The organism is Amycolatopsis nivea (genome assembly GCF_004522235.1).
In the GTDB taxonomy this organism is placed as follows: domain Bacteria; phylum Actinomycetota; class Actinomycetes; order Mycobacteriales; family Pseudonocardiaceae; genus Amycolatopsis; species Amycolatopsis nivea.
In genome coordinates this window covers 53,460-70,006 of sequence record NZ_SDLT01000006.1, presented here as the reverse complement: position 1 = coordinate 70,006, position 16,547 = coordinate 53,460, and the positions used below count along the sequence as shown (strand labels likewise).

Here is a 16,547-nt window from a genome sequence, read left to right as displayed (position 1 = left end):
CGACGATGGAAGGCTACCGGCTCTCCCCTCAGCAAAAGCGTGCCTGTCTGGTGCACCAGGCCGACCCGAGCGGTGTCTACCCGGCGCAGGCGCGCGCCGAAGTCGACGGGAACCTGGACCGCGAGCGGTTGCGCCGCGCCGTCGAAAGCGGGTGCCTGCGCCACGAAGCGCTGCGGACGGTGCTCCACCGGCCCGCGGGCATGGACTTGCCGATTCAGGTCATCCAGCCGACGCCGCGCGTGGCGTATGCGGTGCACGGCGGCACCGACCCGGCTGATCTGGCGCGAGCGCGCGCGGGCACGGATTTCGATCTCCCGGACGGTCCGCTCGTGCTGGCCGATCTGGTGCTGCTGTCCGATTCCCGGGCCGAACTGCTGCTGACGATGCCCGGCTGGCTGGTCGACGCGGTGTCCCTGCACGTCCTGCTGTCCGAGATCCGCGAGAGCTACGAGGGACGCTCGCAGCCCGAGGAACCGTTGCAGTACGCCGACGCCGCCGAGTGGCAGCACGATGTCCTGACCGCTCCCGAGACCGCCGGTGGCCGGGAGTTCTGGCAGACGCACCTCGCAGCGCTCCCGCCTGCCGAAGCGCTCCCCTGCGAGCGAACCGGTGCGGCGGAAGGCTTTCGCCCGGCGACCGTACCGGTCGAACTGCCCGCCGAAGTCGTCGCGCTCGCGCAGCAGCGGGAGTGGCCGCTCGACGCCGTGTTCGCCGCGGCATGGCAGGCATTGCTCACCCGGATGGCCGGCAGCGTCGTCCGGATCGCCTCGGCGGCGGAGAACCGGCCGCACGCGGAGATGCGGCACGCGGTCGGCTCGTACGTCCAGTGGCTGCCGCACGCCGCGGCGGCCGACCCGGCACAGACGTTCGCCGAGTCCGTCGCCGCGGTGGCGGATCAAACCCGGAAGCTCGCGGAAAACCAGGAATTCTTCGATGCGGCCGCGTTCGGCGAGACCCCGGCAGCGCGTGCCGGATTCACCTGGACAGCGCTGCCGGCGCGGTCGGACTGGCCGGTCGTTTTCGCGGTCGCACACCGCGAACCGTTCCCGGTCCTGCTCGACGGGATGCGCTGCGGCACAACGATCCGGCTGACGCTGCACCACGACACCGCCCGGCTGACCACCGGCGACGCGCGCCGGTTGGCAGCGATGTACGAGTGCTTGCTCGCCGCCGCGGTGCGGGAACCGGAGGCGCGGATCGAGTCGCTGCCGATGTCCCCGAGCGAAGAATCGCGCCGCGCGCTGGCCGCCGGGCTGCCCGCGTCCCCGGCCGCGGTTCCGGATCGCTGCGTGCACACGATGTTCGAGGAGCAAGCGGCGCTCCGGCCGGAGCAGACGGCGGTCGTCGCGGGAGAGGACCGGCTCACCTACCGGCAACTGAACGAGCGGGCGAACCGGATCGCGCACCGCCTGCGCCGGGCCGGCGTACGGCCGGAAGACCGGGTAGGCCTGGTGGCCGGGCGGGGAACCGGCTTGCTCGCCGGACTGCTGGGCGTGCTGAAATCCGGCGCGGCGTATCTGCCGGTCGACGCCGACCTGCCACCGGCCCGCCGCGACGCCCTGTTCGAGCAGGCCGGCGTGCGGCTAGTCCTGGCCGAAGGCGGTGCGGGCACGATCGACCCGGCCGACCCGAGCCTGGCCGGCGAACCGGCGACCGACCCGGTCGGCGGAGCGGGACTCGCCAACCTCGCGTACGTCGTCTTCACCTCCGGATCCACCGGCACGCCGAAGGGCGTCGCGGTCACGCACGACAGCCTCGCCCGCTATACGAGCGGCATCGCGGGCGTGCTGGATCTGCCCGCGGGCAGCGGGTACGGCATTGTCTCCACCTTCGCCGCCGACCTCGGGCACACCGTCGTCTACCCGTCGCTGTGCACCGGCGGCACGCTGCACGTCCTGTCCCGCGAGGTCGCCAACAGCCCGGCGCGGATGGCAGGCTACGCGGACCGGAACTTGATCGACTGCCTGAAGATCGTGCCGTCCCACCTGCGGGCGCTGCTGGACGGCCCGCGACCGGCGGCGGTCCTGCCGAAGCGACGGCTGGTCCTCGGCGGCGAGGCGCTGACCGCCGATCTGGTCCGGTCGGTACAGGAACTGGCGCCGGACTGCCGGCTGCTCAATCACTACGGCCCCACCGAAACGACCGTCGGCGTGCTCAGCCACGAAGTCGCCGCGGCGGACGACCCGGTGCCGCTCGGGCGGCCGCTCCCGCACGCCAGGGTGCATGTGCTGGACGACCGGCTCGACCTCGCTCCCTTGTGGACAGCAGGCGAGGTGTGCGTCGGCGGTCCCGCGACGGCCCGCGGCTACCTCGGCGACCCCGCGGCCACCGCCGAGCGGTTCGTGCCCGACCCCCGCCTGCCCGGCGAACGGCTTTACCGCACCGGGGACCTGGCGCGCCGGCGCGCCGACGGCACGCTGGTCTTCCTCGGCCGCGACGACGAACAGGTGAAGCTGCGCGGGTACCGGGTCGAACCAGCCGAGGCCGCCGCGGTGCTCCGCCGGCATCCGGACGTCCAGGACGCGGCCGTCGTGGTCCGCAGCGGCAACGGCGCGCCGCAGCTCGTCGGGTATGTCGTCTCCGGCGCCACCCCGGAAGTTCTGCAAGCGCACTGCGCCGCGCACCTGCCGCCCTACCTGGTCCCGTCAGCGATCGTGCCGATCGGCGCGATCCCGTTGACCGCCAACGGAAAGCTCGACCGCGCGGCGCTTCCCGAACCGGAAGGCACCACCGCGTACGCGCCGCCGGAATCCCCTGCGGAGGAGACTCTCGCCGCCATCTGGGCCGAACTTCTCCGCGTCGACCGAGTCGGCCGCCACGACGGCTTCTTCGCACTGGGCGGCGACTCGATCCTGGGCATCCAGGTGGTCTCGCGCGCGAACCAAGCCGGCCTCGCGGTGACGCCCCCGCTGCTGTTCCAGCACCCGACGATCGCCGCTCTCGCCGCTGCCTGCGCGACCGGCGCCGCGCCCGTCCGGGCGGAACAGGGACCGGTGACCGGACCTGTGCCGGCGACGCCGATCCAGCGCTGGTTCCTCGGCTTGGGCCTGCCCGACCCGTCGCGGTACAACCAGACGATCTGCTTGCGCCCGCGGCAAAGCCTGCGTGCCGGGCCGCTGCGGTCCGCACTGCATGCGCTGGTCGTCCACCACGACGCGCTGCGGCTGCGCCTGACCCGGACCCCCGACGGCGATTGGACGCTGGACAACGCACCGATCGCCGAGCACGAACTGCTGCGCACCGCCGACGACCTCGAACCGGCCGTGGTGCACGCACAACAAGACATCGACACCGCGTCCGGCTGCCTGCTTCGCGCCGTCCTAGCCGGCAACGGCGCCGCTCAGCGGCTGGTTCTGGTCGCACACCACCTCGGCGTCGACGGGGTGTCCTGGCGCATCCTGCTCGAAGACCTCGCGACCGCGTACCAGCAGGCCGCGGCAGGGCACCCGGTCCGGCTGCCCGCGAAAACCACCTCGTATCAGGAGTGGGCCGTGCGGACCGCGGAGCGGGCGCATGCCCACGACGCGGAAATCCCGTACTGGACGGACCTGCTGACCGCGGCGCGCAACGCCCGGATACCGCAGGACGAGTACCGCGCCGGCGGGCCAGGCACCTACGGCGAGAGCCGGACGGTCGCCGTGGAACTGGACGCTTCCGCCACCGAAGCCCTGCTCGGCCGGTCCGCGCAGACCTCGGTGCACGCCGCGGTGCTCGGTGCGCTCGGCCGAGTCCTGCACAAATGGACTGGGCAGCAAGCGGTCGTGGACGTCGAGGGCCACGGCCGGGACGTCCACGGGGCGGACTCCGACCTGAGCCGCACCGCCGGCTGGTTCACCACCATCCACCCCGTGCGGCTGACCTCCGACGGGGCCGCGCCCGCACCGTCCGGCGGGATTGGCTACGGCATCCTGCGCCACCTCCGCTCGGACACCGCCACCGCCCGTCTGCGCGCGCTGCCCAGCCCGGCGATCCGGGTCAACTACCTCGGCCGCGGAACCGGCTCCGCCGCCGGCGGATTGCTCGAGCTGATGCCCGACCGTCTCGGCCGCACGGCGGACCCGACGGCTCGGCGGCCGTACCTGCTCGACATCACCGCCGTCGAACTGTCCGGCCGGCTGAAGATGACCTGGGAGTACCGCCCAGCAGTTCACCGCGAGCAGACCGTCGCGACACTCGCCGGGGACTGCCTGCGCGAACTGGCCGCGGGCCCCGGCCCCGGCACCCGCGCGGAGCAGGGGCCTCGCTTCGCCGAGTCCGGCCTCGCCGAAGCGGACCTGGCCGAGCTCATGGACGAACTCGACACGCTGCCCGCCGAGGGGGACGCATGACCGGACAGCACGCCCGCATCGAGCGCATCTACCCGCTCTCGCCTCTGCAGCAGGGCATGGTGTTCCACGCCCTGTACGAACCGGGCAAGGACCCGTACGTGGAGCAGGTGTGCTGCACGCTGACGGGCGAACTCGACACGGCGGCGTTCCGGGACGCCTGGGCCCAGGTCATGGACCGGCACGCCGCGCTGCGCACCGCGTTCCGCTGGACTGGGCAGGCGCAGGCACGGCAGGTCGTGCACCGGCAGGTCGCGTTGCCGTGGACCGAATCCGACCTCGCCGGGCTCGGCGCGCACGAACAGGCCGCGGCCGTCGCGGAACTGGCCGAGCGGGACTGGGCCCGCGGCTTCGACCTCGCCCGCGCCCCGCTGTTCCGGCTGGCCTTGGCCCGGCTCGGCGAGCGGGAGCACCGTCTGGTGTGGACGAACCACCACGCGGTGCTGGACGGCTGGTCGCGTTCCCGGGTGTTCGGCGAAGTGATGACGCTCTACGGCGCCGCGGTCGCCGGACGGGACGCCGAGCTCGCGCCGGCGCCCGCTTTCGGCGACTACATCGCGTGGTACCAAGGGCTCGACCTCGCGCAGGCGGAGAAGTTCTGGCGCGACACGCTTTCCGGATTCGCCGCGGCCACCCCGCTGCCGTTCGGAACCGCCGAGGCGCGCGAGGGCACCGGCTCGGTGCGGCTCGACCTGTCCGAATCCGGCACGGCCGCGCTGCGCGCGCTCGGCCCCAGCCACGGGTTCACCGCCAACACTGTCGTCCAGGCCGCGTGGACGTTGCTGCTGGCGCGGCACAGCGGGCAGTCCGACGTCCTGTTCGGGGCGACCGTCGCCGGCCGGCCTCCCGGCCTCGCGCGCGTCGAGGACATGGTGGGGTTGTTCATCAACACCGTCCCGGTGCGCGTCCGGGCGACCGGCGAGTCCGTCGCCGAATGGCTCGGGGATCTTCAGCGGGCATTCGTCGAACTCCGCCAGTACGAGCACACGCCGTTGGCGGAGACGCGACGGTGGGCCGAACTGCCCGGGAACAGCCCCCTCTTCGAAAGCCTGGTGGTCTTCGAGAACTACCCGCTGGACGAGCACACCGCAGGCAGTCCTCGAGTGGCCGGCGTCAGCTTCCGCGAGCAGACGCACTACCCGCTCACCCTCGTCTCGGCGCTCGCCGATCGGCTGACGCTGCGGCTGGCGTACGCGCGGAATCAGTACGACGAAGCCGGTGCGAGCGGATTGCTCGCCGAACTGAAGGACCTGCTGGCCGCGCTCGTCGCGAATCTCGACGCACCCGTCGCAGCGCTCGCCGCGCTCGCGCCGGAGCGGGAAGCGGCCCTCCTCGCGAGCTGGAACCCCGCCCCGGCAGCGGTTTCCGCGGACGAAGGAACGCTGGTGGAACGCTTCCTCAGGCAGGCGCGCGAGCGGCCGGACGCCATCGCGGTGGTCTGGGGCGGGGAACAGTTCACCTACCGCGCGGTCGCACGCCGGGCCGCGGGGCTGGCAGAGCAGCTCCGCTCGGCCGGAGTCGGCCGCGAGGTGCTGACCGGGGTGCTCGTGGACCGCGGCCCGCAGCAGGTGATCGCCGTGCTGGCGTGTCACCTCGCCGGCGGAGCCTACGTGCCGCTGGACCCGGAGTATCCGCGGGAGCGGCTGGACTATCTGGTGTCCGACAGTCAGATCCCGACGCTGATCAGCACCGTCGACCTCGCCGACCGGATCCCGGACGGGCCGGCGGTGGTCTTCCTCGCCGGCACCGAAGCCGACCCGGCGCCGCCGCGGATCGACCCGGCCGACCTCGCGTACGTGATCTACACGTCCGGATCGACCGGAGAGCCCAAGGGCGTGCTGGTCCCGCATCGCAACGCGGCGCGCTTGTTCGACGCCACCCGCTCGTGGTTCGGCTTCGAGGCCCGCGACGTGTGGAGCCTGTTCCACTCGGTCGCGTTCGACTTCTCGGTCTGGGAGCTGTGGGGCGCGCTGGCGCACGGCGGCCGCCTGGTGCTCGTGGACGACCTGACCCGGCGCACGCCCGCCGAGTTCGCCTGCCTCGCCGACCGGCAAGCGGTCACCGTGCTCAACCAGACTCCCTCGGCGTTCCTGCCGCTGACCGAGGTCGCCGGCGACCTGCCCAGCCTGCGCACGGTGGTCTTCGGCGGCGAAGCCCTGGCCGCCGACCGGTTGTCGCACTGGGCCGGGCTGCACGACCTGGACCGGCCCCGGCTGGTGAACATGTACGGCATCACCGAAACCACCGTGCACGTCACCGGGCACCCGGTCGGCGCGGCGGACCTCGACCCGGCCGCGGGCAGCGTCATCGGCCGTCCGATCCCGGACCTGCGCGTCTACCTGCTTGACGAGAACCTGCGTCCGGTGCCGGCGGGCCGGACCGGCGAGCTTCACGTCGGCGGCGCCGGACCGGCCCGCGGCTACCTTCGCCGCCCTGGGCTGACCGCGCAACGCTTCCTGCCCGATCCGTACGGCCCGGCCGGGACGCGCATGTACCGCACCGGCGACCTGGCGCGGGCGCTGCCTGATGGCAGGTTCGTCTACCTCGGCCGTGCCGACGACCAGATCCAGGTCCGCGGCCACCGCGTCGAACCGGCCGAGATCGAGGCCGCACTGCGCGCCCATCCGCACGTGACCGGCGCGCACGTGCGGCTCCGCGACGATCAGCTCGTCGCGTATCTCACCGCCGGCGGCGAGGTCGGCGACCTGCGTGAGCACCTCGCGCGGCGCCTCCCCCGCCACCTCTTCCCGGCGCATTGCGTCGTGGTGGACGAGTTCCCGCTCACCGTGCACGGCAAGATCGACCCGGCGGCGCTGCCGGAGCCCGGCCGCGAGCGGCCGGGAGTCGAGACGGCCGCACCGAGAACGCCGGTGCAGGAGGTCGTCGCCGGGGTCTGGCAACAGCTTCTCGGCGTCGAGAACGTCGGCATCCACGACGACTTCTTCGCGCTCGGGGGCCACTCCCTGATCGCCGCCCAGGTCCATGCCCGGCTCCGGGCGGTGTTCGGCGTCGACGTGCCGCTGCGGGTGCTGTTCGCGCATCCCACCGTCGCGGAACTCGCCGAGCACGTCGAAGCTCGCCGCGGCACGACCGCGGACCAGCGGCCGCCGCTGCGCGCGCAAGACCGCCCGGCGGACGTTCCGTTGTCGTTCGCACAGCAGCGCGCCTGGTTCTTCGAGCAGTGGGCTCCGGACAGCCCGCTCAACACGATCATCGCCGGCCTGCGGCTCACCGGCGTCCTCGACGTGGCAGCCGTTGCCGCGGGGCTGACCGTCATCGCCGCGCGCCATGAACCCCTGCGCACCGCTTTCGGCACCGGGGCCCCGTCGCAGGTGATCTCGCCGCCCGCGCCGGTGCCGTTGCCGGCGGTGGACCTCCGCCGCCTCGACCCGGCCCGGACCGCCGCGGTCGTCCGCGAGCTCGCCGCGTCCGAGGCCCGGCTGCGCTTCGACCTTCAGACCGGGCCGCTCGCCCGCGCTCGGCTGCTGCGCCTGGCCGAAGACGACCACGTGCTGTTGCTCGGCCTGCACCACACCATCGCCGACGGCCGTTCGCTCGAGGTCCTGCTGGCCGAATTGACCGAGCTGTACACCGCGCTCCGGGAACACCGCGAACCGGTGCTCCCGGAACTTCCCTTCCAGTACGCGGATTACACCCTGTGGCAACGGTCCTGGTTGGACAGTGCGACGCTGGAGCGGCAGCTCGCGCACTGGCGCGAGAACCTCGCCGGCGCGCCCGCGCTGCTCGAACTTCCCACCGACCGTCCGCGCCCTGCGGAGCTGGGATTCGACGGCGCGAGCCACGCGTTCACCGTGCCCGAACCGGTCCGGCAGATGCTGCACCAGGTGAGCCGGGAGATCGGCGCGACGCCGTTCATGACTCTGCTGGCCGCGTTCTCGCTGGTGCTGTCCCGCTACAGCGGCCAGGACGACATCGTGGTCGGCACGCCGATCGGACAGCGCCCCACCGAGGAAGCCGAACGGCTGATCGGGTTCTTCACCAACACCTTGGCCCTGCGCACCGATCTCAGCGGCAACCCGACCTTCGCGCAACTGGTCGCCCGGGTCCGCGAAGGGTGCCTGGACGCCTACGCCAACCAGGACGTGCCGTTCGAGCAACTGGTGGAGGAACTGCGTCCCGCACGGGACGCCAGCTACGCGCCGCTGGCCCAGGTGGGGTGCGACTACCAGCGGGTGTCCTCGCCCGAACTCGGCTGGCCGGGCGTGCGCGTCCGGCCGCTTGACCCGCCGCCCGGCAACGGAACGGCGAAGTTCGACCTGGCGCTCGCCTTGGTCGAAAGCCCGGATTCGCTGACCGGCACGCTGATCTACAACACCGCGTTGTTCGAGCCGGCTACCGTCGAACGGATTGCCGTCGTGCTGCTCGACGCGCTCGCCGCCCTGACGACGGAGCCGAACCGGCGGCTGCGCGACGCGCCGCTGCTGTCCCCTGCCGACCACGACCTGCTGACCCGCCGGTGGAACCACACCCCGGCCCCCGCGGCGCCAGCCCTCGGATTCGCGGATCTCGTTGCCGCACAGGCCAAGCGCAGCCCGGACGCGGTCGCGGTCGCGATGGGCGGGCATCAGCTCACCTACGCCGCGCTCGACGCGCGCGCCACCCGGCTGGCCCAGCACCTGCGGGCCGCCGGAGCCGGACCGGACGTCCGGGTCGCGGTTTGCCTGGAGCGTTGTCCCGAACTGGTGATCAGCGTGCTGGGCATCATGAAGGCGGGCGCCGCCTACGTGCCGCTGGACCCGACGTATCCAGCCGACCGGCTGGCATACCTGGTCCAGGACAGCCGCGCGCAACTGCTGCTGTCGCAACGGGACCTGCTGGACCGGTTGCCTCGGCACGAGAACGTCCTGCTCCTCGACGAGCAGTGGCCTGCCATCCGCGCGGAGCGCGACGACACCCCGCTGCCGCCGGTGCCGCTCGACGCCGTCGCGTACGTCATCTACACCTCCGGCTCCACCGGCCGTCCAAAAGGGACGATGGTGCCGCAACGCGGCATCGCCGCGCTCGCCGACGCGCAGGCGGGCGCGCTGGAGGTCGGCAACGGGAGTCGCGTGTTGCAGTACGCGTCGCTGAGCTTCGACGCGTCCCTGCTGGAACTCGTCATGGCGCTGCCGTCCGGCGCGACGTTGTGCCTCGCACCGCGCGAGCGGCCGCTCCCCGGCCCGGATCTCGTCCAGCTCCTGGACGAGCAAGCGGTCACCACGGTGATGCTGCCGCCGTCCGCGCTGGCGGTCACCCCGGACGCGGCGCTGCCGGCCCTGACCACCGTGACAGTCGGCGGCGAGGCGTGCTCGGCCGACCTGGTGCGCCGATGGGCCCCCGGCCGCCGGTTCCACAACCTGTACGGGCCCACCGAGGCGACCATCTGCACCGTCATGGCCGAATGCCTGCCGGGTGCGCCGGTGGCGATCGGCAGGCCGATCCCGGGCAGCACCGCGTACGTGCTCGACGCCGAACTGCGTCCGGTGCCGATCGGCGTCCCCGGCGAGCTGTGCCTCGGCGGGGACGGCCTCGCCCACGGGTATCTCGGCCGGCCTGGCCTGACCGCGGACCGTTTCGTGCCGGACCCGTTCGGGCCGCCCGGTGCGCGGCTTTACCGCACCGGTGACCGGGTGCAGTTCCGTGCCGACGGGACGCTCGCGTTCCTGGGCAGGCTGGACGCCCAAGTCAAACTGCGCGGCTTCCGCATCGAGCCGGGCGAGATCGAAGCCGCGTTGCGGAGCGTCCCGGACGTGGCGGACGCGGCGGTGGTCCTGCGCGAGGACCAGCCGGGCGCGCCCCGGTTGGTCGGGTACGCGGTGGCGAACACCGGAGTCGCGACCGACGAGCTGCGCGCGGCGTGCGCCCGCGATCTGCCGGAGTACATGGTCCCGGCCGCGTTCGTGGTTCTCGACGAGTTCCCGTCGTTGCCGAGCGGCAAGCTCGACCGCGGCGCGCTGCCCGCGCCCGGCGCGGACCGTCCGGAACTGGCGGTGTCGTACGCCGCGCCCTCCACCCGGACGGAGCGCACGATCGCCGACATCTGGGCGAAGGCGCTCGGGCTGGATCGAGTGGGCCGCGACGACGACTTCTTCGCCCTCGGCGGCGACTCGATCCTGAGCATCCAGGTGATCACCCAAGCAGCCAAGACGGGTCTGCGGATCAGCCACAAAATGCTCTTCCAGAACCGGACCGTGCGCGCCCTCGCGTCCGCCGTCGAAGAAGCGGCCCCGGCGGCGGCCGGCTCCGGCGCTCAGGACGCGGTGTCCGGCCCGGTCCGGCCGACTCCGATCCAGCAGTGGTTCCTGGACCAGCACCTGCCGACACCGGAGCACTACAACCAAGCGCTGCTGGTGCGTCCGCGCCGTCCGCTGCACACCGAAGCGCTCCGTGCGGCGCTGCGCGAAGTGGTTGCCCACCATGACGTCCTGCGGTTGCGCGTGACGTCCGGCACCACGCTGGACATCGCCGCCCTGTCGGACGCGGCGCCGGTCCAACTGACCGTCGCCGGGCCGGCGGACGCGGAAACCATCGCCGAAACGGCCGCCGAGGCGCACGCGGGCATCGACCTGTCCGCGGGCTGCCTGCTTCGCGCTGTCCACATCAGACTCGCGGACAGCGAACGGCTGCTGCTGGTGGCTCACCACCTCGCCGTGGACGGCGTTTCCTGGCGGATTCTTCTGGAGGACTTGGCCACCGCTTATCATCAAGCGCTGCGCGGCGCGCCGCTCGCGCTCCCGGCCAAGACCACCGCCTTCCGGGACTGGGCCGCCGGTCTGGCCGAGCACGCGAACCACCCCGAGATCAGCGTCCAGATTCCCTATTGGACAGACGTGCTGGTCGACGCGCGGACCCCAGCCCTGCCGACCGACGCGGACCTCGACCCGGCGGGCGACACCTATGCCGCTGCCGGTTCGGCGACCGCCGAGCTCGACGCCACCGCCACCGAAGACCTGCTCCGCTCCTCCGGCCCGGCCAGCGCGCACGAACTGCTGCTGACCGCGCTCGGCCGCGCACTCTGCGACTGGACCGGAAGCGACCGGGCGGTGGTTGACGTGGAAAGCCACGGCCGGGAGGCCTTGTCCGGCATGGCCGGGACCGCCGACCTGACCCGCACGGTCGGCTGGTTCACCGCGATCTACCCGCTCGTCCTTCCGGTCACCGGACCGCCGCGGACTTCGGTGCGCAACGTCCGCGAAGCGATCCGCGCGCTGCCGGACGGCGGTCTGGGCTACGGGCTGCTGCGGCACGGACGCTCCGACGCCGCGACCGAGCGGCTGCGCGCGCTGCCCGGACCGGAGGTGTGTTTCAACTATCTCGGCCAGGTGGACCAGTCCTTCGCGGGCGACTCGCCGTGGCTGCCCGCGGAAGAAGACACCGGGCCCGGCCAGTCGCCGGACGTCCCGAGGCGGTACCTGATCGACGTGGTTGCGCTGGTCGCCGACGGCCGCCTCCGGATCACCGTGACGCACGGCGCGCTGCACCGGCGCGAGACGGTGGCCGGCTTGCTCGACGCGCTCCGCGCGCACCTGCGCACGTTGCTGGCCGCCGTCCGGTCCGGATCCGGCGACGCGCTCGTGCCGGCGGACTTCCCCTTGGCCGACCTGGACCCGGCAGCGCTCGACCGCCTCGCCGCCGCGACCGACGGCGCGGTGGAAGACGTCTACCCGCTTTCGCCGATGCAGGAAGGGATGCTGTTCCATACCGTCCGCGAGGACGGGCCCGGCTCGTACGTGGTGCAGATGGCCGCCCGGCTGACCGGGAAGGTCGACCCCCGCCGGTTCCGCGCCGCCTGGCAGCGGGTGCTGAACCGGCACGCGGCGCTGCGCACGTCGTTCCACTGGGACCGGCTGCACCGTCCGCTCCAGGTCGTGCACCACACTGTGCCCGTCGCCGTCGACACGGTGGACTGGCGGGCGCTGGACCGCGCGGAACAGGTCGTGCGCAGCGCGGAATTCCTGGCCGCCGACCGGGAACGCGGGTTCTCCCTCACCCGCCCGCCGCTCATCCGCCTCACCCTGCTCCGGCTGGCCGACGAGGAGTGGGAACTGGTCTGGACCCATCACCACCTGTTGCTGGACGGCTGGTCGATGCCGCTGGTCGTGCGCGAGCTGTTCGGCTGGTACGAAGCGCTCGACGACGACGGCGCCCCGGCGATTCCGGCCGCTCCCGCCCGCCCGTACCGGGACTACATCGCGTGGCTGCGGGACCAGGACCCGGCGGAGGAGTTCTGGCGCGCACGGCTCGGCGGCTTCGCCGCCGCCACTCCGCTTCCGGCGCGCACACCCGGCAGGACCGGGGACGGGTACCGCACCGCGGAGATCCGCCTTCCCGAGGACGCGACCGAACGACTGCGGCAGTTCACCCGCGACCTGGGCATCACGACCAGCACACTGGTGAACGCCGTCTGGGCGGTGCTGCTCGGCCGGCACAGCGGGGAGGAAGACGTCGTGTTCGGCGTGACGGTCGCCGGCCGCCCGCCGGAACTGCCCGGCGTCGAGTCGATCGTCGGCCTGTTCATCAACACGCTGCCCGCGCGCGTCCGCCTGCCCCGGCGGCAGCCGGTCGGCGAGTGGCTGCGAGAGCTGCACCAAGACCTGCTGGAAATGCAGAGCAACGCCTACAGCCCGTTGGTGCGGATGCAGGCCTGCAGCGCGGTGCCGCGCGGCAGCAGCCTGTTCGAAAGCATCGTCGTGTTCGAGAACTACCCGGTGGACGAAGCCGCGGGCCAAGCCCTCACCGGGGTCGAAGCACGCCAGGTGCACGCCGTCGAGCAGACCGACTATCCGCTGACCTTCAGCTCCGCTCCCGGCCCGCGGCTGCTGCTGTCGCTGCTCTACGACAACGGCCGCTACAGCGCGGATGCGGCCGAAGAGCTGCTCGCCCAGCTGCGGCACCTGCTGGCCGAGTTCGCGAAACACCCCGGTCGACCGGTCGGCCAAGTGTCCATTTTGGACGACAACGCGCACTGGGCCGTGCTGTCCCAAGGAATTTCCCCGGTCTCCCCGGCGTCCGAGGAGCGTCCGCTGCACCGGCTGGCCGAGGAGCACGCCGAGCGCACGCCGGATGCGGTCGCGGTGGTCGCCGACGACCGGCAGCTCACCTATCGTGCGCTGAACGCACGCGCGAATCAGCTGGCCCGGGTGCTGCGGCGGCACGGCGTCGGTCCGGAGACGCGGGTCGGGCTGCTGCTCGACCGCTCCCCCGGCCTGCTGGTCGGGTTGCTGGCGGTGCTCAAAGCCGGCGGCGCGTACGTGCCGCTCGACCCGGACGCGCCTGCGGACCGGAATCACCGGCTGATCGCCGACGCCGGAATCCGGCTGCTGGTGTCCGACCAGGACCTGAGCGATGCGCCCGTGCCGGCGATCTCGGTCAGCTCCGGCGGTTCCGAGTCCGCGGAGAACCTTCCCGGCACGACCTTGCCGGACAGCCTGGCCTACGTCGTGCACACCTCCGGTTCGACCGGACGTCCGAAGGGCGTGCAGGTCAGCCACCGCAACCTGAGCGCCGCCGCGGCCGCCTGGCGCACTGCGTACGCGCTGTCCGAAGAGGATCGGCACCTGCAGATGGCGGGCGTGACGTTCGACGTGTTCACCGGCGACGTCACGCGCGCGCTGAGTTCAGGCGCGGCTCTCGTGTTGTGCCCGCGCGAGTTGCTGCTCGACCCGGCCACGCTGGCCCGGCTCCTGGACGAGCAGCAGATCACCGCGGCCGAGTTCGTGCCAGTGGTGCTCCGGTACGCAGTGGAGGCCGTGCAGTCGTCCGGCGGCCGGTTGCCCGCACTGCGGTTGCTGGTGTCCGGCGCGGACGCTTGGCCGGCGCGCGACCGCGCGGCCGCCGCGCGGATCGGCGGCGAGCACACCCGTGTCATCAACTCCTACGGCGTCACCGAAGCCACTGTCGACAGCACGTGTTTCGACGGCGAGCTCACCGAGGCCGGCGACGCGCTCGTCCCGGTCGGCCGTCCGCTCGGCGCTACCAGGGTGTACGTACTGGACCGGTCCGGCGCGCCGGCGCCGCTCGGCGCGCCCGGCGAACTCCACCTCGGCGGACCGCAGGTGGCCCGCGGGTACGCGGGTCTGCCCGGCCTGACCGCTGAGCGGTTCGTGCCCGATCCGTGGGGCGGTCCGGGCGACCGGCTCTACCGCACCGGCGACCGGGCCCGCTGGCGCCCTGACGGCGAACTGGAGTTCCTCGGCCGTCTCGACGAGCAGGTGAAGCTGCGCGGCGTGCGGATCGAACCAGGCGAGGTGGAGGCGGCGCTCGCCGCGCATCCGGCCGTGCGCGCCGCGGCCGTCGCGGTCCGGGCCGATGCTCGCGGGGAACCCCGGTTGGCCGGTTACGTCGTCGCGGACCGCGACGACGCTCTGCTGGCGGAAGTCCGGGCGACGGCTGCGCGACTGCTGCCCGCGTCGATGATGCCCTCCGTTCTCGTGGTTCTGGACGCCTTGCCCCTGACCGCGAACGGAAAGCTCGACCGGTCCGCGTTGCCTGCCCCGGAGGCGCCCGAAGCCACCGAGGATTACGACCCCCCGGAAACAACCGCCGAACGCGCGATCGCCGAGGTCTGGGCGAAAGTGCTCGGCGTGCCGCGAGTGTCAGCGACCGACAGCTTCTTCGCCCTCGGCGGCGATTCGATCGTCAGCCTTCAGGTCGTGGCCCGGACCCGCGCCGCAGGCTGGGCCGTCAGCCCGAAGCAGGTGTTCGACCACCAGACTGTCCGGGCGCTGGCGGCGGTCGCGGTCCCGGCCTCGCCCGCGTCGCACGCCGAGCAAGGCGTGGTGACCGGCTCGCTACCGCTCACTCCGGTCCAGGCGACGTTCTTCGCCGAACAGCACCCGGCCCCGCACCACTACAACCAAGCGGTGCTGCTCCGTGCGCGCGGTCCGATCGACACCGAAGCCCTCGAACGGGCGTTGCGCCTGGTGGTCCGGCACCACGACGCGTTGCGGATGCGATTCCGGCGCACCGAAGACGGCTGGGCGCCAGAGCAGGCCGGGCTGTCCGGACTGCCGGCGCGACTGCTCACCGTGGAAGACCTCGCCGCGGCCGACGATCCCGCCGCGGCGGTCGAGGCCCGCGCCGCCGCCGCGCAGCGCACCCTCGACCTCGACGCCGGGCTGCTTCTGCGCGCGGTGTGGTTCGACCTCGGCACCGACCGTCCCGGCCGGTTGCTGCTCGCGGTGCACCACCTCGCGATCGACGGCGTCTCGTGGCGAATCCTGCTGGAGGACTTGGCCCACGCGTACATCCGGGAACGCGACGGGGCCCCGGTCGAGCTGCCGCCCAAGACCACGGCGTTCCGGGACTGGGCGCAGGCGCTCGCCGAACACGCGCACAGCGACGAGGTCGGCGCGCAGACCGGCCACTGGCTCTCCGTCGCGCGAGCAGGGGCCGAATCCGGTCTCCCGCTGGACCTGCTGCCCGAGGCGGACGAGGGTCTGGAGGACGTCAACACCCGGGCCCAGCTGGCCGCGGTGACCCGCGAACTGGACGAGGAAACGACCCGGCTCCTGCTGCACGAGGTGCCCCCGGCATACCGGGCCCGGATCGACGAGGTGCTGGTGACCGCGGTCAGCTCCGCGATCGCGAGCTGGGCGGGCGAGCCCTCGGTGCTGGTGGACCTGGAAGGCCACGGGCGCGAGGATTTCGGGGCCGCGCTGGACGTCTCCCGCACCGTCGGGTGGTTCACGAGCGTCTACCCGGTCCTGCTGACGCCCGATCCGCACGACCCGGCGGCCGCGCTGCGGCACGTCGGGCAGCGGATGCGTGAGGTGCCGCAACGCGGCCTCGGCTACGGCCTGATCCGCCATTCGCGCACCGGGGACCCCGCCGCGGCGCAACTGGCGGACCTGCCGTCCGCGGCGGTCTGCTTCAACTACCTCGGACGGCTGGACGCCGGATTCGGCGGGGCCGGGCCGTGGGAGCCGGCCGCCGAACCGGAAGGTCCGGGCCAGGACGCCCGCGCGCCCCGGCCGTACCTGCTGGAGGTCGACGCCATGGTGCTTTCCGGGCGGTTGCGGTTCACCTGGTCCTACAGCGACCGCCTGCACACCGAGGCGACCGCCGCCGGGCTCGCCGACCGCTGCGCCGCCCTGCTGCGGACCCTGGTCGAGCGCCGCCGCGACGCGGAGGCGGCGGGCTGGCCGGCCCCCGACGTGACCGGGGTCGCTTTAGCCCCCGGCGAGCTGGACGACCTGCTCGCCGGTTTCCGGACGCCATGAC

2 protein-coding genes are annotated in these 16,547 nt (G+C 73.0%); both read left to right on the top strand.

Going from position 1 to position 16,547, the window contains the following annotated elements; all coding sequences use genetic code 11:
* Positions 1 to 5: 5 nt before the first annotated feature.
* The gene (locus EIZ44_RS09050) at positions 6 to 4,328 is read left to right on the top strand and encodes a non-ribosomal peptide synthetase (protein ID WP_167754057.1); all 4,323 of its coding nucleotides are present in this window, start codon (positions 6 to 8) and stop codon (positions 4,326 to 4,328) included.
* Positions 4,325 to 16,546: a non-ribosomal peptide synthetase gene (locus EIZ44_RS09045; protein WP_134728256.1), complete on the top strand. Its 12,222-nt coding sequence runs from the start codon at positions 4,325 to 4,327 to the stop codon at positions 16,544 to 16,546. Before EIZ44_RS09050 ends, EIZ44_RS09045 begins: the two co-directional genes overlap by 4 nt.
* Position 16,547: the final 1 nt, after the last annotated feature.